This window comes from Actinoplanes sp. G11-F43 (assembly GCF_050589265.1).
In the GTDB taxonomy this organism is placed as follows: Bacteria; Actinomycetota; Actinomycetes; order Mycobacteriales; family Micromonosporaceae; genus Actinoplanes.
Genome location: NZ_JBNZCE010000026.1, coordinates 40,120 through 60,832 on the forward strand (window position 1 = coordinate 40,120; position 20,713 = coordinate 60,832).

The following is a 20,713-nucleotide window of genomic DNA, read 5'->3' on the forward strand; positions in this document are numbered from 1 at the left end:
GGGAAACGTAACCGGCCGGTAACACGGTTGCGGAGCAACCCGGCACTGTTTACGCCGTTGGAGAAGCGTGCGCCAGGATCAACTCGTCAGCGGCATGGTCTACGGTCGGCACGTGCTTGAAGAGCCCGGCCAGCCGCCCCCCGATGGTGATCCCCCCGTCCCCGACGCGGAGACCGCCGGATTCACCGTGCGGCTGGACCAGTTCACCGGTCCGTTCGACCTGCTGCTCCAGCTCATCGGCAAGCACAAACTCGACGTCACCGAGATCGCGCTGCACCAGGTCACCGACGACTTCATCGCCTACATCCGGGCCATGGGCGACGACTGGGACCTCGGCGAGACCAGCGAGTTCCTGCTGGTCGCGGCCACCCTGCTGGACCTCAAGGCGGCCCGGCTGCTGCCCGCCGCCGAGGTCGAGGACGAGGAGGACCTCGCCCTGCTGGAGGCGCGTGACCTGCTCTTCGCCCGGCTCCTGCAGTACAAGGCCTTCAAGGAGGCCGCCGCGCACATCTCCGAACTCGAGGAGGCCGGGGCGCGCCGCTGGCCGCGCCTGGTCACCCTGGAGCCGCGGTACGCCGAAGCACTCCCCGAACTCGTCCTCGGAGTGGGGCCGGAGCGGCTGCTGAAACTGGCGCTCCGGTCGTTCCTGCCCAAACCGGGGCCGCCGCAGGTGTCCATCGCCCACATCCATCAGGTGCGGGTCAGCGTCCGGGAGCACGCCGGGCTGCTGCGCGACCGGCTGCGGCGGGCCGGCAGCGCCACCTTCAGCCTGCTCGTCGCGGACTGTGCGAACACGCTGGAGGTGGTGGCCCGGTTCCTGGCGCTGCTGGAGCTGTACCGGGAGGGGCTGATCGACTTCGAGCAGCCGGTGTCGCTGGACGAACTGGTCGTCCGGTGGATCGGCGGTGCCGACGTGGGTGACGTCGAGCTCGACATCGACGACTACGAGGGCAGCAAACCGGTCGAGGAAGGCGCCGGTTCGGACGATCCTGCGGCGCCGCCGCTTGACTCGGCCGCATCCCCTGCCGATCTTGGCGAGGGCGACGACGAGGTCCCGGCGGGTGAGCCGGCGGCTGTGGAGGAGAGATCGTGAGCACCGAGGAGCGTCCCGAGTCCCTGGCCGCGCAGGCGGCGGCGTGGGTGCCGCCGTGGGAGCGGCGCCGGGAGCCGGACCGCGACTACCAGGAATCGGTGGAGGCCTCCGCTCCCGTCGTCGACGACATTCCGGAGATGTCGGGCGGCGACCCGGTCGAGCCGGAGCCTGCCGCCGAGCCGGGGGACGAGATCGTGACAGTTGCCGAGCCGGAGCCGGAGCCGGAGCCGGAGCCGGTGATGGAGGCCGCGGTGCCCCGGACGCCGGAGCCGGTGGCGGAGATCGCGGCGGTCGTCGTGCCGGAGCCGGCCGCCGTGGACGAACCGGCGCCCATGGGGCATCCGCTCGCCGGGGCGTACGCCCCGGTCCCGGCGCAGCCCCGGCGCCCCCGGGTGAAGGTGCCCGCGGTGGCCGAGGTGGCCGCGCCGGTCGCCGTGCTGGACGACACCGATCTCGCCGCCGCCCTCGAATCGATCATGCTGGTGGTCGACGAGCCGGTGGGTGAGCTGCAGCTCGCACAGGTTCTGGAGCAGCCGGCCGAGCGGATCGCCCGCGCCCTGGAGGACATCTCGGCCCGCTACACCGCCGCCGGTCACGGCATCGACCTGCGGCGGGCGGCCGGTGGCTGGCGGCTCTACACCCGGCCGGAGTACGCGGCGTACGTCGAAAGGTTCGTCCTGGACGGCCAGTCGGTCCGGCTGACCCAGGCCGCCCTGGAGACACTCGCCGTGGTCGCCTACAAACAGCCGGTCACTCGTTCCCGCATCTCGGCCATCCGCGGTGTGAACTGTGACGGGGTCATGCGTACGCTGGTCACTCGCGGCCTGATCGAGGAGTGCGGCACCGAGCCGGAGACCGGGGCATACCTGTACCGGACGACGCCGTTGTTCCTGGAGAAACTGGGCCTCAACTCGGTCGATCAGTTGCCGCCGCTCGCCCCGTTCCTGCCCGACGATGTGGAAGAAGTGCTCGATGCCTCAGGCTGACACCGCCGAACGCCTCCAGAAAGTCCTGGCCCTTGCCGGTGTCGGATCCCGCCGCGCCTGCGAAGACCTGATCTTCCGGCGGCGTGTCACCGTCAACGGCCGGGTCGCCCGGCTCGGCGACAAGGTCGACCCCGCGACCGCGGAGATCCACGTCGACGGCCAGCGGGTGATCACCAACACCAAGATGGTCTACGTGGCGCTCAACAAGCCGCGTGGCGTCGTCTCCAGCCTCGACGACGAGAAGGGCCGCACCGAGCTGGCCGACTTCCTCGGCGCCAACTTCGAGCAGCGGCTGTTCCACGTGGGCCGGCTGGACGCCGACTCCGAGGGCCTGCTGCTGTTCACCAACGACGGCGGGCTGGCCCACAAGCTGATGCATCCGTCGTACGAGATCAACAAGACCTACCTGGCCGAGGTGGTGGGGCCGCTGCCGCGCACCGTCGGCCGGGCGCTGCAGGCCGGCATCGTGCTGGAGGACGGCCCGGCCAAGGTGGACTCGTTCCGCCTGGTCGACGCGATCGGCAAGACCGCCCAGGTGGAGATCGTCCTGCACGAGGGCCGCAAGCACATCGTGCGCCGGATGATGGACGAGGTGGGGCACCCGGTGACCCGCCTGATCCGGACCGCGGTGGGCCCGATCCGCCTGGGTGACCTGCGGCCGGGTGGGTTCCGGCACCTGTCCGCCGCCGAGGTCGCCGCCCTGTTCAAGGCCGTCGGCGACTGACGCCGGTCAGTTCGTGTGCCGATTCGTGGCTCGATTCGAGCCACGAATCGGCACACGAATTCGCTAGTAGGGGCGGTCGGCCAGCACGTCCTCGGCGGAGAGGGCGGTGAAGACGTTCTTCTCCGGTGAGATGCGCTTGTCGACCCGCCCGCCGAGGAACAGGTCGACGACCACGCCCATCAGCTGCTCGCCGATCAGCGGGCTGCACTCGACCACGTAGTTGAGTTTGCCGGCGACCAGGCCCTCCAGGCCCTTCTTGGTGGCGTCCACGGTGACCAGCCGGACGTCGGTGCCGGGTTTGCGGCCGGCCTGCTCCAGCGCCTTCACCGCGCCCAGGCCCATGTCGTCGTTCTGCGCGAACACCGCGTCGATGCGTTTCACCCGGCGGATCAGCCGGCGCATCGCGGCCTCGCCGCCGTCCACCGTCCAGTCGCCGGTCTCGCTGGCGACCACCGTGAGTTTGCCGGTGCGCCCGGCGGTGGCGGCGAACCCCTCGGAGCGCTGTTTGGTGGGGGTGGCGCCGGCGGTGCCGAGGATCTCCACCACGTGCACCGGCTGATCGGTGCCGTTGTAGTCGTTCTCCAGGTAGAGGGCGGCCAGGTTGCCCTCGGAGGTGAACTCGGCGCCGATCGAGCTGACGTACAGCGAGGGGTCGGCGGTCTCGATCAGCCGGTCGGTGAGGATCACCGGGATCTTCGCCGACCGGGCCCGGCGCAGCACGTCGTCGTAGCCCTGCTCCACCACCGGGGAGAAGGCGATCGCGGTGACGCCGGCGTCGATGAACGACTGGAGATCGGCGAGTTGCCGTTCCTGATCGCCCTCGGCGTTGCGGAACAGCAGATCGACCCGGTTGCGCTCGGCCGCCTTCTTGATCGACGCGGTGTTCGCCAATCGCCAGCCGCTCTCCGAACCGACCTGGGAGAAGCCGAGAACGATCGGGCCCTGTGGCGGATTGTGCAGGTCGATGCCACCGGCCGGCTTCTCACTGCCGCACCCGGCCAGGAGAAGCGCCCCTACTGTCAACAGCGAACGTCTATGCATGAAGATCAACCCCCGTCCTCGGCGAACGGGGGTTGACGGTAACAACGGCATTGACGGGGCTCTACCCCACTAATTGAATTGTCGGACTTCGGTCAGGCCCGCATCACGGTGGCGATCGGGATCCCGGCCGCCCGGATCGCCGGGATCGCGCCGCCCAGCACACCCGCGACCAGGCCGGCGATCACCCCGGCCACCCCGGCGTCCCAAGGGAACTCGACACCTTGCAGGAACGGCTGCGAACCACCGGCGACCTGGACCACCACCTTCAGGGCCGCGGCACTCGCCGCGATCGCCAGCGCCGCGGTGAGCAGCCCGGTGATCAGGGTCTCGGCCAGCACGATGCCGGCCAGCAGGGCCCGCGGGGTGCCGACCGCCCGGCGCAGCGCGAACTCCTCGACCCGTTCACCGACGGTGGCCAGGCCGACGTTCAGGATGCCGGCCACACCGATCAGCAGGACCAGCCCGGCCATCGCCAGGAACACCAGCCGCATCAGGGCCAGTTGATCCTCCATCTGGGTACGGGTGTCGATCACCCGTACATGCGGCTCGATGTTGATCGCCTTGAGCTTCGACGTCAGAACCTGCTCGACCGGCGTTGGGGTCGTCATCAGGATCCGCACGTCGCTGTAGTTCGGGTCGACCAGTTTGCTCGCCGGCACCCAGTGGGTCAGCTCGTCCATCCGCACGTAGGCCCGCGGCTGCTGGTCGGCGTCGTCGACCACCCCGATGAACTGCGGGGTCAGGTTCGCGGTGGAGCCGGCGATGCGCATCTCGGCCGGCACCCGGTACTTGGCGAAGCCGTCCGCCGCGGCCTGGTTCAGCACCAGCCGCGGGGCCAGCGAGGGCACCGTGGTGAAGTCGAGCCACTGACCGGACCTGGGGTGGTACGGCCGGAACTGCCGCACGTCGCCGGTGAGCGCGGTCAGCCGGATCTCGACGGCCTGCCCGTTCGGCGCCTGCTCGGACGCCGGCACCTCGTAGCAGCCGTTGTTGTCGCAGGTCATCTGCGGTCCGCCGCCGGAGTCACCCCAGCTGCCGTCGAGCGGGGCGGCGCCCTCGTTCACCGGCCGGACCCCGGGCTCGCCGATGATCGCCGACATGCCGGTCAGGGCGACCGCGTCGGTACGGCCGGCGAGGGTGTCCACCACGATCGGCCCGATCTTGGCCGATCCACCGCCCATCTCCATCACGGTGGTGCCGTCGTAGCCCTCGTACAGCTCCGAGTCGACGAGCATGGCCCGTTCGGCGATGCTCGCGCCGGCCTGCACCACCACCACGGCCAGCACGCCGAGGAAGAGGCTGACCATGGACAGCAGGGTGCGTGTCTTGCGGGCCCGGATGCCCTGGACGCCGATGATCAGGGCGGACCGCAGTCGTCCGGAGAACCGCATCAGAGAGCCACCCGTCGCTGTTCGGTGAGGACACCCGTCTCCAGGTGCATGACCCGGCCCATCCGGGCGGCGTGGTCCCGGTCGTGGGTGACCAGGATGAGCGCGCACCCGCGGGCGGTGACCGCCGACAGCGCGTCGATCACCAGCGTGCCGGTCTCGGTGTCCAGGGCGCCGGTCGGCTCGTCGGCGAGCAGGATCTTCGGTTCCCGGACCAGGGCCCGGGCGATCGCCACCCGCTGCTGCTCGCCGCCGGACATCCGGGCCGGGCGGTTCTTCGCCAGGTGCGCGATGCCGACCTCGTCGAGGGCCTGCATCACCCGTGCCCTCCGGTGCCGCCGGGGCAGCCAGCCCTGGCCGTTGACCAGCGCCATCGCCACGTTCTGGGCTGCGGTCAGGTGCTTGAGCAGGAAGAACCGCTGGAACACGAAGCCGTAGTGGGAGCTGCGCAGTCCCGCCGCCCGGCGCTCGGGCAGACGGCTGATGTCGGTGCCGTCCAGCACGTAGCTGCCCTGGTCCGGGCGGTCGAACAGGCCCAGGATGCTGAGCAGGGTGCTCTTGCCGGAGCCGGACCGGCCGACGATGGCGATGCTCTCCCCGGCGTGCACGTCCAGGTCGACGCCGTCGAGGATCGTACGCGGCTGCTCCTGTCCTTTTAGGATCTTGGTGATTCCGGAGAGCTGGATCAGCGCCGTCACCCGCCGGTCACCTCCTCGGCCGGCTCCGGGGTCGGCAGGTTCGGCGCGGGGACCGCGATGGTCTCGTTGCCGACCAGGCCCTTCTTGATCTCGACCACCTTGCCGTCCGAGATGCCCAGCTCCACGTCGATCGTCTTGCGGGTCCTCTCGTCGCCGATCACCAGGTCGACCTTGCCCTTGCCGGACAGCCCGGCGACCGCCTCGACCGGCAGCACCAGCGCGTTCTTCGCCCGGCCGGTGATCACGTCGAGGGTCACGTCGGAGCCGTTGATCAGGCGGGTCTTCTTCGGGGCCACACAGACCAGCTGGAGGCCGGTCGGCTCGGAGCCCTCGGCGCCGGCGCCGGTCTCGGTCTCCGGGGCCTCGACCGGGCCGGGCGCCCCGGACGAACCGGGCCGCGGCTCGCCGGTCTTCGTCTCGGTGGGCTGGGGGAGGGTGCCGGCCGGCAGCGCGGCGATGGTGCCCACCGGCTCACACTCGAACGGGCCGGGACCGCTCTTGATCTGCGCTTTGATCGACTCGACCGAACCGGAGATCCGGTACGCCTGGGCGCTGTCGATGTCGGCCACGATGCCGTACCCGACGTGCTTGGCCGACACCACCGGCATGCCCTTGGAGACCGGCGCCCGGTCGTCCATCAGGCGTCCGGCCATCACCGACCCGATCGGGATCTCCACCCGGCGTGGCACGCCGTCCTTCCAGACCGAGGCCACCCAGGTCCGCCGGTCCACCGGGGTGGTGCTGGGCTTGCGGTCCACATACCGCAGCTCGCCGGCGACCGGGGAGACCAGCCCGAAGATCGGGTTGATGGTGACCTTGCCGGCCAGGCTGATCTGGTTGGTCAGATCCTGCCGGGCAGGTGTCACGGTGGTGAGCACGGTCCCCCGGGCCTCAAGACCGGGCATCTCGGGCGCGTCGTTCTCCGCGGTGCAGCCACTCAGGACGACCGTCACGGCGATGGCCGTGGCACCCACACGTCTCTTCACAGGTTCCCCGTTCCGCGATCTCTCGGACATGCCGGCATCGACGGAGATGCCTGCGAGCCGGCGCGGCAGAACGGTACCGTACGGTCGCAACCGCTATATCGCGAACCTGTGCCAAATCTGTGGACCGGTCGGTCAGTCCTCCGGGTACCCGTGGGCGACCAGCACCGACAGCAGTCGCGCATCCCACGCCGACTCGTCGTCGTCCCGCCACCGATGCCCGCGCGGGCACTGCCAGTGGGGCGGACTGCTGGGCATCATGCAGCCGCCGAGCGCCAGCTCGCCGCGCTGGGCGGCCTCCTGGGCCTCGGGCACCGGCAGGCCGAAGATCAACGGAACGCCGGCCGCCCCGCACTCCGGACAGGAGAAGGTCATCCCCGCACGGTACCCAGCTCGGTCAGGAGGATGCGACCACCCTCGAAAACGCCGCCGTCGATCGCCAGGACACGGCCCTCGCCGTACCGGTGGGCCGCCCGGACCGTCTCCGGGGTGTAGCCGAAATAGCTGATCAGGGTGCTGTGCCCGTGCACGATCGCGGAACCGCCGAAGGCGTCCAGCAGGGCCCGCACCGCCGCCGGGGAGGACAGCTCGGCCCGGCCGCTCATCCGCCCGGCGAACCACAGCCACGCGCCCGGGTCGGTGCCGGCCATCCGGCTCGCCACATCCTTGTTGACCTCCGCGAGGGAGCCGCCGAACTCCAGGTACCGGGTGCTGTCGCAATGCATCAGCAGGTGGCCGTCGACCAGGGCCAGCGCCGGCAGGGTGTGCAGCCAGGCCAGATGGTCGGCGGTCAGGCCGAGCATGTCCCGCTCCCGGCCGCCGTACCGCAGCCACGCCCCGTGATATCCGTCGGCGCACGTCTCCCAGCCCGGGATGGTCGCGGTGCCGAACCGGTACGCGCCCAGCAGCTGCACCTCGTGGTTGCCGAGCAGGGCGCCCACCTGACCACCGGCCGCGGCGGCCTGCACGGTCAGCCGCCGGATGTCGTCGACCACGCCGATCCCGTCCGGGCCCCGGTCGAAGTAGTCACCGAGCAGCCACAGCCGGGTGTCGGCGCCGGACCAGTCGCCGGCCGCGTCGGTCAGCCCGGCGTCGCGGAGCACGGCGCGGAACTCGTCGCGGTGGCCGTGGATGTCGCTGGCGACGAAGAGAGGTGGCATGGCCGGACACTCTAACCAGCGAATGTGTCGATCGGCACCTCAGATCAGGACCGGATCGGCCAGCAGTTCCTCGATCTCGGCGGCCGGGACCGGCCGGGCGAAGTAGTAGCCCTGGGCGTAGCGGTAACCCAGCGCGTGCAGCCGCTCCACCTGATCACGGGTCTCCACCCCCTCGGCGACCGCCCGCAGGCCCAGCGTGCTGGCGATGGTGCTCAGCGACGAGGCGATCGCCTCCTGCTCGGCGGTGCCGTTGAGGTCGTCGATGAACGACTTGTCGACCTTCAGCGTGGTGACCGGGCAGGTGCGCAGCAGGGTCAGCGAGCTGTGCCCGGTGCCGAAGTCGTCCAGGGCCAGGCCGACACCCAGTTCACGCAGCTCACGGACGGTCTCCAGGGCCGCGCCGCCGGCGAACACCGCGGTCTCGGTGATCTCGACGGTGATCGCGTCCGGGGCCAGGCCGTGCCGGTGCAGCGCGTCGGCCACCAGGCCGGGCAGGTCCGGGTCGAGCAGCTGCCGCGCCGAGACGTTGATGTTCACCCGGGGCGCCCCGCTGCCGTGCCGCCGCTGCCAGGCGGCCGTGTCGGCGCACGCCTGGTCGATGATCCAGGCGCCCAGGTCGATGATCAGGCCGCTGTGCTCGGCCACCGGGATGAACTCGGCCGGCGAGATCACCGGCTGGTCCGACGGCTGCCAGCGGATCAGCGCCTCCACCCCGCTGAGCCGGCCGGTGGGCAGCTCCACGATCGGCTGGTAGTAGAGCCGGAACTCGCCGGTCTCCAGGCCCCGGCGCAGCGCGGCGGCCAGCTCGGCGTGGTGCTGGGCGGTGGCGTCCAGGGCGGTGCTGTGCTCCCGGGCCCGGTCGGTGCCGGTGTACTTGGCGGCCTGCAACGCGACCTCGGCCCGGCGCAGCAGATCCGGCACGTCCGCGCCGGTGCCAGTGGCGACCCCGGCGGTCACCGTCACCAGCAGGTCCCGGGCGTCCACCCGCAGCGGGGTGCGGAACGCCGTCACCAGGGTCTCGGCCAGCCGGGCGTCCCCGCCGGGCAGCAGCACCCCGAACTCGTCGCCGAGCAGCCGGGCCACCACCGCGTCCGGGCCGGCGACCACACCGACCCGCTCGGCGGCGGCCCGCAGCAGGGCGTCCCCGGTGGCGTCACCGAGCCGGTCGTTGAGGGTGGCGAACCCGTCCAGGTCGCAGACCGCCACGGTGGCCGGCGCGCTCCGGGCGGCCAGGGCCGCGGTGAACATCCGCCGGTTCGGCAGCCCGGTCAGATCGTCGTGGTGCGCCTGGTCGTCCAGCCGGTCGAGCAGCACCGCGTTGTCCAGCAGCGCGGTCAGCTGCCGGACCACCACCAGCGCGGTCAGCGCCACCGAACCGCCGGCCAGCCCGGACGGCAGGAACCCGGTACGGACCGTGACCACGATCAGCATGGTGCCGACGGTGGCGACCGCCGCGTACGGCACCAGGCTGATGTTCCGCCACACCCCGCCGCGCCGCTCGGTGGGCAGCGGCTGCGGTCCCTCCGGGCGAGGGTTCCGGTTGATCCGGGTCTGCACCAGCGCGGCCAGCGTGAACAACAGACCGGCCACCGGCAGGGTGACCACCGTGCCGGTCAGGTGCGGGACGTCCACCAGCAGCGGATCGACCAGCCAGGAGACCGGGCCGAGCAGCCCGGCCGGAGCCAGCGTCCACAGCGCCGGGGCCAGCGCCGGGCCGGCGCCGGTCACCCCCACCTTGATCACCGCGACCACCGCGGCGCCCACCGTCACCATCACCACCAGCAGCAGGACCGCGGTGAGCGGCTCCTCCGCGGCGAACCGGCTGGTCCGCCACACGAAGTGGGTGAGCAGCAGGGTCGCGGCCACCCCGACGATCGCCACGTCCAGACAGGTGGCCACGGCGCTGCGCCAGGACCGCCGGTCGGTGGGCAGCCGGATCACCGCGGCCATCGCGAACCCGGCCGCGACGGCGTAACAGAGCGCCGTCACCGGGTTCATCACCTCGTCCGACCCGGTCAGCGCCTGGAACACCAGATGCGTGATCGATCCGGTGGTCAGCAGGGCGCAGACCGTGGACAGCCGCCGCCAGAAGTCCCGGACCGGGCCCTGCCCGGTCAGCGCCGCCGTCCGGCAGGCCAGCACCGCGATGCCGGTGGCCCCGGCGGTGACCGGCCAGAGCAGCCACTCCGGCGCCGCCCACAGGAACCCGGTGGCGCCGAGCGCGACCGCGGCCAGCGTCCAGCCCACCGCCAGAAAGAGGAGGATCACGAGCCGTTCGATCGGCAACGGAAGGCACTCAACTGAGCAAACCCTTCTGCACCTTGCCCATGCCGTTGCGGGGCAGGCTGTCCACCAGATGCACGGCCCGGGGGCGCTTGTGCGCGGCCAGCCGCTCGGCCACGAAGCCGATCAGCTCCTCCGGAGCGACCGGGTCGGCCACCACGAACGCGGTGATCCGCTCACCCAGGTCGGTGTCCGGCCGGCCGATCACCGCGGCCTCCCGCACCGCCGGATGCAGCAGCAGCGCGTCCTCCACCTCACCGGCGCCGACCCGGAACCCACCCGTCTTGATCAGATCGGTGGAGGCCCGGCCGACGACGCGGTGCCAGCCGTCCGGGCCGATGGTGGCCACGTCACCGGTCGGGAACCAGCCGTCCACCAGCTCGGCCGGGCGCACCCCGCCCTCGTGCAGGTAGCCGTCGAGCAGTGTCGGCCCGCGCAGCTGGAGATGCCCGATGGTCTCGCCGTCGTGCGGCAGGACCGTGCCGGACTCGTCGACCAGCCGGGTGGCGATGCCGTCCAGGGGAGTGCCTACGTAGCCGGGGCGGCGGTCGCCACCGGCCCGGGCACTGACCGTGATCAGGGTCTCGGTCATCCCGTAGCGCTCCACCGGGGCCTGACCGGTCAGCGCGGCGAGACCGTCGAAGACCGGCGCCGGCAGCGGGGCACTCCCGGACACCAGCAGCCGGGCCGGGGCCAGAGCACGTGCCGCGGCCGGATCGGCGGCGACCCGGGACCACACGGTCGGGACACCGAAATACATGCTGCCGGGCGTGGACGCGTACGCGATCGGTGTCGGTTTATGGGTGTGCGTCAGCCGGGAACCGATCCGCAGCGGCCCCAGCACGCCGAGGACCAGACCGTGCACGTGGTAGAGCGGCAGACCGTGCACGAGAGTGTCGTCCGCCGTCCACTGCCAGGCCGCGGCCAGCGCGTCGAGATCGGCGGCGATCGCGGCCCGGGAGAGCACCACCCCCTTCGGGGCGCCGGTGGTGCCGCTGGTGTAGAGGACCAGGGCGGGCGCTGAGGCCGGCGGCTCCGGCGGCACCGGGCCGGAACCCGCCGACGGCTCCAGCATGACCGCACCGGAGTCGCGCAGGATGTGCTTCCGCTCCAGCGAGCCGGCGTCCGGCGGGATCGGCACGACCGGCACCCCGGCCAGCAGCGCGCCGGTGACCGCCACGACGGTGGACAGCTCCGGTGTCGCGGTCACCGCCACGATCGGTGCGCCGGCTATCGACGCCGCCACCCCGCAGGCCCGTTCCAGCAGCTCGTGACGCGACAGCGCGCCCTCCGGGGTGACCGCGGCCCGCTCCTGATCGGCGGCCTGGTGCAGCGAGTCCAGCAGACGCATGGGCACGATCCTACGAAAGGACGACCGCCCGCCCCTTGCCGCGCTCACGTCCGGGCGCGTCGATTGCCACCCTTTTCGCCTTCTGCCTACCGTCGAATCACCTGTTCATAGGGGGTTCGATGGACCTGCGCAGCCTCACCCGCGGATACCGTCGCCCGATCGTCGCCGCCGCCGCGCTCAGCCTCCTCGGCACCCTGCTCGCCCTCACCCAGCCGCTGCTGGCCCGGTCCGCTGTGGACGGCGCCGCCGCCGGGCGGGTGCCGTGGCCGGTGATCGGCGCCCTGACCGCGCTGTTCGCCGCCCAGGCCGCCGCCCTGGCCCTGGCCCGCTGGGTGCAGGCGCACACCGGCGAGACGATGACCCGCGACCTGCGCCGGCACGTCACCGGGCACCTGCTGCGGGTGCGGCTGTCCGCGTTGGACGACGGCCGGATCGGTGACCTGATCGCCCGCGCCTGCGGGGACACCGCGACGGTCAAGACCCTGATCGCGCAGAGCCTCGGCACCGGGCTGGCCGGGGTGATCGGGCTGATCGCCGCGATCGGCGTGCTGGCCTGGCTGGACCCGTGGCTGCTCGGCGCGGTGGTGCTGCTGTTCGGCGGCTCGTTCGCCGCCCTGCTGACCGTGGTCCGCCGGGTGCGGATCGAGTCACGGGTGGCACAGACCGCCGAAGGGGAACTGCTCGCCGACCTGGAACGGGCCCTCGGCGGCATCCGGGTGGTGCGCGCCTGCCGGGCCGAGGAGGTGGAGGCCGGGCGGCTGGACTCGTCGGCCCGGGGCGCGTACCTGGCGAATCTCCGGATGGCCGGCATGGTCGCCCTCAGCGGGCCGGCCAACGACCTGGCGGTCAGCGGCGCGTTCCTGGCGGTGCTGCTGGTCGGCGCGAGCCGGGTGTCGTCAGGCGCGATAACCCTCGGTGAACTGGTCGCGTTCACCCTCGCCATGACCTACCTGGCCGCGCCGGTCTACGAGATCTTCCAGGCGGTCGGCGCGGTCCAGCAGGGCTCCGGCGCGCTCCAGCGGATCGGCGAGGTGCTGGCCCTGCCGGTGGAACGGGACCGCCCGGTCGCGGTGGCCCGGGTGGCCGGCACACCCCGGCGCCGCGGGCCGGTGCTGGAGTTCCGGGACGTCTGGTTCGGCTACCAGCCGGACCGCCCGGTGCTGCGCGGCGTCGGCTTCAGCATCCCGGCCCGCGGGCAGACCGCCCTGGTCGGCCCGTCCGGGGCGGGCAAGTCGACGATCTTCGCGCTGGCCGAGCGGTTCTACGAACCGGACTCCGGCACGGTCCTGCTGCACGGCCGGGAGAGCCGTTTCACGTCGTACGCCCGGCACCGCTCGGCGATCGGCCTGGTCGAACAGGACTGCCCACTACTGGCCGGCACTCTGCGTGACAACCTGCTCTACGGCGCCGGTGCGGTCACCGACGGTGAGATTCGCCGGGTGCTGGCGATGACCGGCCTGCACCGCACCGTCGAAGCCCTCCCGCGCGGCCTGGACACCCCGGTCGGCGACCACGGCCGGCGCCTGTCCGGCGGCCAGCGCCAGCGGGTCGCGATCGCCCGGTGCCTGCTCACCCGCCCCGACCTGATCCTGCTCGACGAGCCCACCGCCCACCTCGACCCGGACAGCGAGAACACCCTGGCCGCCACCCTGCACGAGGTGTCCGCGGTGTGCGCCCTGGTAGTAATCGCCCACCGCTTCTCCACGATCCGCACCGCCGACCGCGTCCTGGTCGTCGACGCCGGCCGGATCCGCACCGAGGGCACCCACGCCGACCTGCTGCGCACCGACCCCTACTACCGGCGGCTGGCCGGTCAAAACCCTTAAAACCGCCATATGGTACGTCTGTCGGGCACTGCCGAATCGACATGCCCTGCCGGGTCCCCGCGACGCGGGCGAGGCGCACGCACTCCCCGCGACCGCCGGGCGAATGCGCCCGGTCACCGGCTATCCGCCCGGAATCACTCGTCCGCCCACCGGACCACGATGTCGTCGATGTCGCTGACCAGCCGCCGCCAGCTTTCCAGCTTCGTCACCGGCCCGTGCCGATCCAGCCGTTCGAGGAGCTGCCTGCGATTCTGGGGGAATCGATTCGCGATCCGGTCCCTGCGCCGCCCCTTCTCCTCAGCCGCTTTGAGCAGGCACTCGGCGAGGAGTTGTTTAGGGTCGGCGTGCCGTTCGGCCTCGCGCCATCCCGGCAGGCCCAGATGTGTCCGCCCGCCCGGTTTGCCGGCCACACTCCGGATCGCTGATTCGTCGAGGAGCAGCCAGGCCTCCGTCATCCGCACCGGGATGACAGGCAGGATCGTCGAGGTCGATTGAAGAGATCTGACGGCTCGATCGGTCTCGTCCCGTCTGCTCTCCGGCCCGCATTGTCCGCGTCCCGGTGGACCACGATCAGGTCGATCCGTCCGCCGGCGAGTCATGTCGCCGCCTCGATACGGGAACGGACGTCCTTCTTCACTTTTCGAGAAGACCGAAATCGGGTTTGCTCAGGCGAACGGAGATCTCGCGGTCCAGGAAAAGGCTCTCGACGATGTCGGAGATCGGCATGTCCGAGCTGCCCTCACCGATGAACACACCGGAATACTGTCGTGTCCTCATCCGGCGATCTCCGAGGGAAGTGTGATCCGGGCGTCTTCCGGGGAGGTCAGGTAGGAGACCACGTCGGCACGAGTGAAGACAGTGCCGGCGGACTCGGCGCGCCATGATTCCGCGAAGGGAAGGAGCGACAGCGCGCGGGCATGATCACCGCTCGCTGACCGGAACTGTTTCACCTCGGCGAGCAGCAGATCGTCGGGGTCGCACAGCTGGACCACCCCGGGCGAGTGGGTGTTCACGATGACCTGCCGGAACGGATTGCCCGCATCGGGCGTTCCCGACGGGTCGACGGCCAGATCCCGGATCAGATCCACCATCGCCGGAAGGTTGGCGGGATGTATCCCGTTCTCGGGTTCCTCCATGCAGATCAACCCTACAAAACTGGGGTCCTCCAGCAGCACACACAGAGCCAGGAAACGAAGAGTCCCCTCCGACAGGGCTCTCGCGGGTAGCCGGAGGCCACCCTTCTCCCGCAGGAAGAGGGTGAAGACCTCCCGGACCTGGTCGAGTTCCACTTCGACGCCCTCCACGCCAACACCGACGAGGTCGGAGAGGCGGTTGGCGACCCGTGCATAGACGGCGTCGGGATCGACGATTCCGGTGACCGGGTCCGGTTCGCGGGCTATCCGGTACAGAGTGGCCGCCAGGTGGCTGCCATCGGTGTCCAGCGATCGGGAACCGTGCAGATTGTCGGGCCCTCGCAGGGCGGACGGTTCCAGCGCGAGCCGGCGCCAGCTCTGCATTTCGCGCCGGGCCGCCAGAATCGTCGGATAGTCGTTGGTCGTGACGGTGCTCATGACAGTGCGACCCGCCCGGGCGGCCGCCCGGGGCTGTGGTCTGCCGAAGCTTCCACCGTCCCCGTGAACGTTGACGACGGTGCCGGTATCGCGTTGCTCGGTCGAGAGGAACGGGCCGCCGCGTCGCTGACCGGTCACCACCGCGTTCCGAAAGGTCCTGGCCTCGTGCGGGAACCGGAGATGCCGTCCGGCTTCACCCTTGGTGATGTGCCGGAGGACCTCGGCCAGCAGGGTCAGCCGCCCGATGCCGCCCTCACCCTCCGGTGCCGAGTAGCCCAGCGTCACCTCGTAGCGCAGGAAGGTCGTCGTGGCGGTGGTCGGGGTGCCGAGATCGTCCTCCACCTCGGCCGGAACGAGCATCTCCACGGCGAGGTGGATCTCCCGCGGGTGGTCCCGGTAGCCGTCCCAGAAGAGATCACGGGGATCACCACTGATTCCGGAAGCGCCCCGCACCCGTCGGGCTGCCTCCACCAGTGAGTCGCTCGCCAGGTACGACAGGAACTCGATGGCGTCGAAGACGTTGGACTTCCCGATTCCGTTCGCCCCGGCGATGCAGGTGAAGGGACCGAAATCAACGGCTACATCCAGGAGGTTCTTGAAGCCCTGGACCTCGAGCCGGGTGAGCATGCTGGCAGCTTACTCATCGGCACGGAGTGCTTCCGCCCTGTTGTGGTGCGTGATCGCACTGTCGGTGCGGCTGTGGGAAGACTCAGCCGGTGAAGTGGGGGCTTCGGGCCATGGAGCGGTAGGCGGACAGGGCCGCGGCGTCGGTGTCGAAGCGGAAGTTGTTGTCGGTGCCCTGCTGGATGTCGGTGTCGAACCACACCACCGCGCCGACCGACGGGGTGTCCTCGACCCACGAGTGCAGCTGCTTTATCCACTTCGCCTTGTTGCGCACGGCCGCCGTCTCGCTCAGGATGATCGGTTTTCGGGGGCCGTACAACCTGGTGATCGGGTTGAAGAGGGTGGACGGGGTCTCGTTGTAGAAGTTGTAGCCGGAGACGCCCACCCAGTCCACGTGGTCGTCGCCGGGGTAGTACTTCTGGATCTTGTTCCATGACGTGTTCGGGGACGAGTTCCAGTTCGGGCTCCACACCCAGGCCACGTTGCCGGCGCCCTGGTCGGTGAAGACGCCGTGGATCCGTTTCCAGGCCTTCACGTAGTTCGCGGCGTTCTGCCCGTTGCGCGCGCCGCCCCACTCGAACCAGTCGCCGTTCATCTCCCAGCCCCAGCGCAGCAGGATCGGGCGTTTCATGTCGCGCAGTCTGCGGGCCATCGAGCGGATGTTCTTGTCGGCGGAACCGTTGAGGATGCCGGCGTAGGGCGCGCCGTGCCACGACACCATCAGGGTGCTGGACCGGGCGATGTCCGGCTCGGAGCGGGGCACGTAGCCGTCCCACGGATAGAACCGGTGGACGATCCGCTGCTCACGGTCGAGCTGGCTGCGGCGCAGTGACAGGCTCTGTTTGAGGTTCCTGCCGCCGAGTGCCAGGTACGACCCGAGCATCACCTTGCCGGCGGGCGCCTGGACCGGGCCGCCCCGGCCGGACGGAGCAGCCGCCGACGCGGACGGCGAGGTGGACGCCGGTGGTGACGTCGCGGTCGCGGCGGATCCCAGGCGGGCGGTCGCACGGGCGGACGGGGCCGCGCCGGACGGGGACGGGACCGGGCCGGGGGTGACCGGAGCCGCGGTGGCGGAGACGGGTGACGTGGGCGCGGCGGTGGTGCCACAGCCCGCCGCGGTGGCCAGTGCCGCCAGGGTCAACAGCGATCGGCGCTTCACAACGACCTCCACCTCGGGAAACGCCGACATCATGCACCACCGCCGGAGGCCGCGTCAGGGGTCGGACGCCTGGGCGATGACGCAGGCCACAGCGAGACCGGGCAAGTCGGTCCGAACAGCGCGACTCCCGGGGCCGAACGGGCCACCACCTGCTCGTTCGCCGGACGTCACCGGTGTCCGGGCGTAGGTTCTGCCTTGCCGGGACGCCTGTCCGGCGCCCCGGGACCAACGGGGGAGGCAAGTGGGATGGAACTTCGCAAGAGTTGTGCGCTGGCCGCCGGAGCACTGTTCCTGGCGACCGCCGGCATCACCGTCGTGACGACACCGGCCGTGGCCGCACCGGCATCCGGCAGCGCCGTCGTGACCGGTAGTGACCCGTGGCCGAGCCGGTCGTTCCGGCAGGGTTTCCGGGACGGCCGCAAGGACGGCTGGCGGGAGGCCCGTGAGGAGTGCGAACGCCCGAACCGGGCGATGCTCAAGGGCCTGCGGGACCGCGGCGAGTCGGACTACATGCGCGGGTACGAGGAAGGCTGGGAACGCGGGTACGCCGAGGGCTACCGCGAGTTCTGCTACGCGTGACCGGGAAGAGTGGGTGCCGGCCTGAGCACAGGCCGGCACCACACCACTCAGCTGTACAGCGCGCCGATCTCGCCCGCGTACCGTTCCTGGATGATCCGCCGTCGCAGTTTCAGCGTCGGGGTCAGCTCACCGGTCTCCGGGGTCCAGCCGCGCGCCAGGATCCGGTAGGTCTTGACCTGTTCCGGCCGGGACAGCCTGGCGTTGGCCGCGGACACCGCCACATCGATCTCGGCCCGTAGCACCGGATCCTCGGCGAGGTCGGCGATGGTCCGGAAGGGCAGGCCCTTGGACCGGGCCCAGAGCGGCGCGATCTCCTCGTCGAGGACGATCAGGGCGGTGACGTACGGCCGCCGGTCGCCGACCGCCACCGCCTGCGCGATCAGCGGATGGGCCCGGAGCAGGTTCTCGATCTGTGCGGGGGAGATGTTCTTCCCGCTGGAGTTGATGATCAGCTCCTTCTTGCGGTCGGTGATGGTCAGGTAGCCGTCGTCGTCGAACGCCCCGACGTCTCCGGTGGCCAGCCAGCCGTCGCCGTCGGTGACCGGGTCGACGCCACCGTCGGCGCGCAGGTATCCGGCGCACACCAGTGGCCCCCGGACCAGGATCTCGCCGTCGGGGGCGAGCCGGATCTCCATGCCCCCGTTCGGGCGGCCGACGGTGCCCGTACGGAAATGGGCAGGGGTGTTGATCGTCGCTGTTCCGGTCGTCTCGGTCATCCCCCAGACCTCAAGCACGTCGATACCGATGCCGGCGAGGTAGAGCAGGACCTCGACCGGGATCGGCGCGGCCCCGCTGCCGGCCCAGAGCATGTTGTCCATGCCGAGCTTGGCGCGCAGCGGCTTGAGCACCTGCGCGTCCAGGGTGGCGTGTTTGGCGGCCAGGCCGGCCGGCACCTCGGCACCGTCCTGGCGCAGCCGGTGCACCTGGAGCGCCACCTCACGGGCCATCTCGACGGCCGCCTTGACCTGCGGTTCGGCGGCGGCGAGCTGGCCCTGCACGCCGGCTGTCATCTTCTCCCAGATGCGTGGCACCCCGAAGAACGACACCGGCCGCACCTTGACCAGCCCGGCGAGCAGCTGGGCCGGGTCGGAGCAGATGGTGACGTGCCCGGCCCGGTAGATCGGGTTGTAGACGCCGAGGACCCGTTCGGCGATGTGCGCGAGCGGCAGGTAGGCCAGCGAGGCGGCGTGTGCCGGGGTCTCGATGGTGTGCTCCATGACCACGGTCTGGTAGATGACGTTGTGGTGGGTGAGCACGACACCCTTGGGGTCGCCGGTGGTGCCGGAGGTGTAGAGGAGGGTGACCGGCTGGTCCGGGCGGACCTCCCGCCAGGTCTTCTCGAAGGCCTCCGGGTCGGCCTGGTGTGCGGCCGCGCCGCGCACGCCGACCTGCCGCAGGGACACGATCCGGCCGGTGTCGTCGTCGCCCTCGCGGTCGGCGATCACCACCCGGCGGATCTCCGGTACGTCGTCGAGGATCGGCGCCCACTTGGCCAGGGCCGCCTCGTTCTCCAGCACCACGACGCCGGCTCTGCTGTGCCGGGCCAGGTAGCGGAGCTGGTCGGTGGAGAGGGTGGCGTAGACGGTGGACGGGACCGCGCCGAGGTGGACGGCGGCGAGGTCGACCAGCCAGTGTTCGGGCCGGCTGGACATCATGATGAGCATCCGGTCGCCGGAGCTCAGGCCGAGGTCGGCGAGGCCGCGGGAGAGCACCGCCACCTCGTCGCGCAGCTCACGCCAGGTGAGGGTGTCGGCCGAGTCGAGCCGGCTGAGCGCCGGCAGGTCGGGATGGTCGGTGGCGTTGCGGTGCAGCAGTGCGGGAATCGTCAGGTCGCGGGCTATGGCGGAACAGCGCTGTTCGAGGACGGGATCCATGAGCTGCCTCCTGGAGAAAGCTATGGCGCGACTGTAAACGCGCATTAACTTCAGCGGAAGGCATGATGCGAATCCGGCTTAACTTTTCAGGCGTGGAGCACTGTCGACATCAATCTGGTCAGATGCCGGTCCATCCCGGAGCGACGGTCGAAACGGACCAGCCGGCTGAGGTCGGTGACCAGGTTGAGCGCGGCGTGCACCAGGATCCGGGCCTCCGGTACGGCCAGTTCCGGCCGCAGCCGGCCGAGCAGCCGCACCCACTCCTCGACGTGCAGCCGCTGCACCTTGCGCAGCTCATGCCGGTCGGCCTCGGGCAGATTGTTGTTCTCCGCGAGATAGACCGAGACCAGGGCGCTGCGCTCGAAGGTCAGCTCCACGTAGGACCCGATCATCCGGTGCAGCGCGTCGGCGTCGCCGGTGGCGCCGGAGAGGGCGGCCGCGGTGGATTCGGCGACCCGCTCGGAGGCGCGGTAGAACGCGGCCGCCAGGATGTCGGCTTTGCCGGGGAAGTAACGATAGACGCTTGACGCGTTGATCCCGGCGGCCCGGCCGATGTCCTCCACCCCGACCGCGTGGTATCCGTGCCGGTGGAACAGCTTCACCGACTCGTTCAGCAGGATCTCCCGGCGCGCGGTCACCCCGAGCAGGGGTTCCGGCGCCGGGTATTCGGTGGTGGGCACCAGCGGGGTGGCCGGCTCCGCGTCCAGCAGCGCCCAGGCGGCCCGGCGCAGTGCCAGCTCGGCGCGGCCCCGGGCGATCGCGGCCCGGTGGGTGCCGAGGCTGCCGAAGACACTGAGAGCGGCCCGCACCAGGGCGTGCGCGTCCCGGTCGCCGATCTCCGGGCGGGACTGCCGCAGCGGTACGGCGAGACGGCCGGCCAGCACACCCAGCTCGGCCATGAACTCCTCGCGGTGCTCGGCCTCCAGGTAGCGCCACTCCCACTGGTAGAGGCCGGCCACCCGCCGGTGCTCGACGGCGAGCCGGGCCAGCACGGCGAGCAGCGCGTCCACCCGGCGGCGCGGATCGTCCTCGCCGGGCAGGCCGGTGGCCGCCCGCACCGCCTCGGCGAGCTGGCGGGTGGCATGGACGAGCATCGCGTACTTGTTGGGGAAGTGCCGGTAGATCGCCGGGCCGCTGATGCCGACCGCGGTGGCGATCTCGTCCAGGCTGACCCCGTGGTAACCCCGCTCGCAGAACATCTCGGCGGCGGTCAGGGCGAGTTGCGCCCGGCGGTTCTTGGGCCGTTTGCGAACCGCCGGTGGCGCCGGCTCGCCGGCTGCGGCGATGCTCATGACAGACAGCCTAACGGTGATCCGTGATTCACCCGCGATCCGATCTCATATCCTTGACACCTAGCGGAAACATCGGCAAAA

At 71.0% G+C, this 20,713-nt stretch carries 18 protein-coding genes; 5 read left to right on the forward strand and 13 right to left on the reverse strand.

The genetic code is table 11. The features are described 5' to 3' along the window. Positions 1 to 94 precede the first annotated feature (94 nt). The 3 genes from ACQ0O7_RS30000 to ACQ0O7_RS30010 are packed head-to-tail and all read left to right on the forward strand — an operon-like array spanning position 95 to position 2,803. The gene (locus ACQ0O7_RS30000) at positions 95 to 1,093 is read left to right on the forward strand and encodes a segregation and condensation protein A (RefSeq protein WP_430786839.1); all 999 of its coding nucleotides are present in this window, start codon (positions 95 to 97) and stop codon (positions 1,091 to 1,093) included. Then, positions 1,090 to 2,079 (forward strand): SMC-Scp complex subunit ScpB, encoded by a 990-nt coding sequence (scpB, locus tag ACQ0O7_RS30005; RefSeq protein ID WP_430786785.1) that lies wholly within the window; start codon positions 1,090 to 1,092, stop codon positions 2,077 to 2,079. Before ACQ0O7_RS30000 ends, scpB begins: the two co-directional genes overlap by 4 nt. Then, positions 2,048 to 2,803, forward strand: coding sequence for a pseudouridine synthase (locus ACQ0O7_RS30010; RefSeq protein ID WP_430786787.1), 756 nt, complete (start codon positions 2,048 to 2,050; stop codon positions 2,801 to 2,803). The genes scpB and ACQ0O7_RS30010 overlap by 32 nt, the downstream gene beginning before the upstream one ends. Before the next feature lie 63 nt (positions 2,804 to 2,866). Here ACQ0O7_RS30010 and ACQ0O7_RS30015 read toward each other — a convergent pair whose 3' ends face one another. The 8 genes from ACQ0O7_RS30015 to ACQ0O7_RS30050 form a co-directional block, all read right to left on the reverse strand. Further along, positions 2,867 to 3,844 carry an ABC transporter substrate-binding protein gene (locus ACQ0O7_RS30015; protein WP_430786789.1) on the reverse strand — a complete coding sequence of 326 codons (978 nt, stop codon included), beginning with the start codon at positions 3,842 to 3,844 and terminating at the stop codon, positions 2,867 to 2,869. A 92-nt stretch (positions 3,845 to 3,936) separates the two neighbouring features. Then, positions 3,937 to 5,235: an ABC transporter permease gene (locus tag ACQ0O7_RS30020; protein WP_430786791.1), complete on the reverse strand. Its 1,299-nt coding sequence runs from the start codon at positions 5,233 to 5,235 to the stop codon at positions 3,937 to 3,939. Continuing rightward, on the reverse strand, positions 5,235 to 5,930 hold the full coding sequence (locus tag ACQ0O7_RS30025; protein ID WP_430786793.1) for an ABC transporter ATP-binding protein: 696 nt from the start codon (positions 5,928 to 5,930) through the stop codon (positions 5,235 to 5,237). The genes ACQ0O7_RS30020 and ACQ0O7_RS30025 overlap by 1 nt, the downstream gene beginning before the upstream one ends. Next, the gene (locus tag ACQ0O7_RS30030) at positions 5,927 to 6,883 is read right to left on the reverse strand and encodes an efflux RND transporter periplasmic adaptor subunit (RefSeq protein ID WP_430786795.1); all 957 of its coding nucleotides are present in this window, start codon (positions 6,881 to 6,883) and stop codon (positions 5,927 to 5,929) included. Before ACQ0O7_RS30030 ends, ACQ0O7_RS30025 begins: the two co-directional genes overlap by 4 nt. A 165-nt stretch (positions 6,884 to 7,048) precedes the next feature. Then, complete coding sequence (locus tag ACQ0O7_RS30035) at positions 7,049 to 7,288, reverse strand: hypothetical protein (protein WP_430786797.1); 240 nt, start codon at positions 7,286 to 7,288, stop codon at positions 7,049 to 7,051. Further along, positions 7,285 to 8,073 carry a metallophosphoesterase gene (locus ACQ0O7_RS30040; RefSeq protein ID WP_430786799.1) on the reverse strand — a complete coding sequence of 263 codons (789 nt, stop codon included), beginning with the start codon at positions 8,071 to 8,073 and terminating at the stop codon, positions 7,285 to 7,287. The genes ACQ0O7_RS30035 and ACQ0O7_RS30040 overlap by 4 nt, the downstream gene beginning before the upstream one ends. Positions 8,074 to 8,112: 39 nt before the next feature. Then, the gene (locus ACQ0O7_RS30045; RefSeq protein WP_430786801.1) at positions 8,113 to 10,341 is read right to left on the reverse strand and encodes a putative bifunctional diguanylate cyclase/phosphodiesterase; all 2,229 of its coding nucleotides are present in this window, start codon (positions 10,339 to 10,341) and stop codon (positions 8,113 to 8,115) included. A gap of 28 nt (positions 10,342 to 10,369) precedes the next feature. Beyond that, a complete protein-coding gene (locus tag ACQ0O7_RS30050; RefSeq protein WP_430786803.1) occupies positions 10,370 to 11,707 on the reverse strand; it encodes an AMP-binding protein in 1,338 nt (445 codons plus the stop codon). Between the two features lie 119 nt (positions 11,708 to 11,826). Between ACQ0O7_RS30050 and ACQ0O7_RS30055 the strand changes: the two genes are divergently transcribed. After that, positions 11,827 to 13,533, forward strand: coding sequence for an ABC transporter ATP-binding protein (locus tag ACQ0O7_RS30055; RefSeq protein WP_430786805.1), 1,707 nt, complete (start codon positions 11,827 to 11,829; stop codon positions 13,531 to 13,533). A gap of 134 nt (positions 13,534 to 13,667) precedes the next feature. Here ACQ0O7_RS30055 and ACQ0O7_RS30060 read toward each other — a convergent pair whose 3' ends face one another. From ACQ0O7_RS30060 to ACQ0O7_RS30070, 3 genes are all read right to left on the reverse strand, one after another. Then, complete coding sequence (locus tag ACQ0O7_RS30060) at positions 13,668 to 13,988, reverse strand: hypothetical protein (protein ID WP_430786807.1); 321 nt, start codon at positions 13,986 to 13,988, stop codon at positions 13,668 to 13,670. A gap of 318 nt (positions 13,989 to 14,306) precedes the next feature. Next, complete coding sequence (locus ACQ0O7_RS30065; RefSeq protein ID WP_430786809.1) at positions 14,307 to 15,731, reverse strand: AAA family ATPase; 1,425 nt, start codon at positions 15,729 to 15,731, stop codon at positions 14,307 to 14,309. A gap of 82 nt (positions 15,732 to 15,813) precedes the next feature. After that, positions 15,814 to 16,887, reverse strand: coding sequence for a glycoside hydrolase family 26 protein (locus ACQ0O7_RS30070; RefSeq protein WP_430786811.1), 1,074 nt, complete (start codon positions 16,885 to 16,887; stop codon positions 15,814 to 15,816). 246 nt (positions 16,888 to 17,133) lie between these two features. Here ACQ0O7_RS30070 and ACQ0O7_RS30075 point away from each other — a divergent pair, with 246 nt between their 5' ends. Continuing rightward, the gene (locus ACQ0O7_RS30075) at positions 17,134 to 17,466 is read left to right on the forward strand and encodes a hypothetical protein (protein ID WP_430786813.1); all 333 of its coding nucleotides are present in this window, start codon (positions 17,134 to 17,136) and stop codon (positions 17,464 to 17,466) included. Positions 17,467 to 17,513: 47 nt separating this feature from the next. On the opposite strand, the gene ACQ0O7_RS30080 is transcribed toward ACQ0O7_RS30075, so the two are convergent. After that, a complete protein-coding gene (locus tag ACQ0O7_RS30080; RefSeq protein WP_430786815.1) occupies positions 17,514 to 19,340 on the reverse strand; it encodes an AMP-dependent synthetase/ligase in 1,827 nt (608 codons plus the stop codon). An 86-nt stretch (positions 19,341 to 19,426) separates the two neighbouring features. Beyond that, on the reverse strand, positions 19,427 to 20,632 hold the full coding sequence (locus ACQ0O7_RS30085) for a TetR/AcrR family transcriptional regulator (RefSeq protein ID WP_430786817.1): 1,206 nt from the start codon (positions 20,630 to 20,632) through the stop codon (positions 19,427 to 19,429). Positions 20,633 to 20,713: the final 81 nt, after the last annotated feature.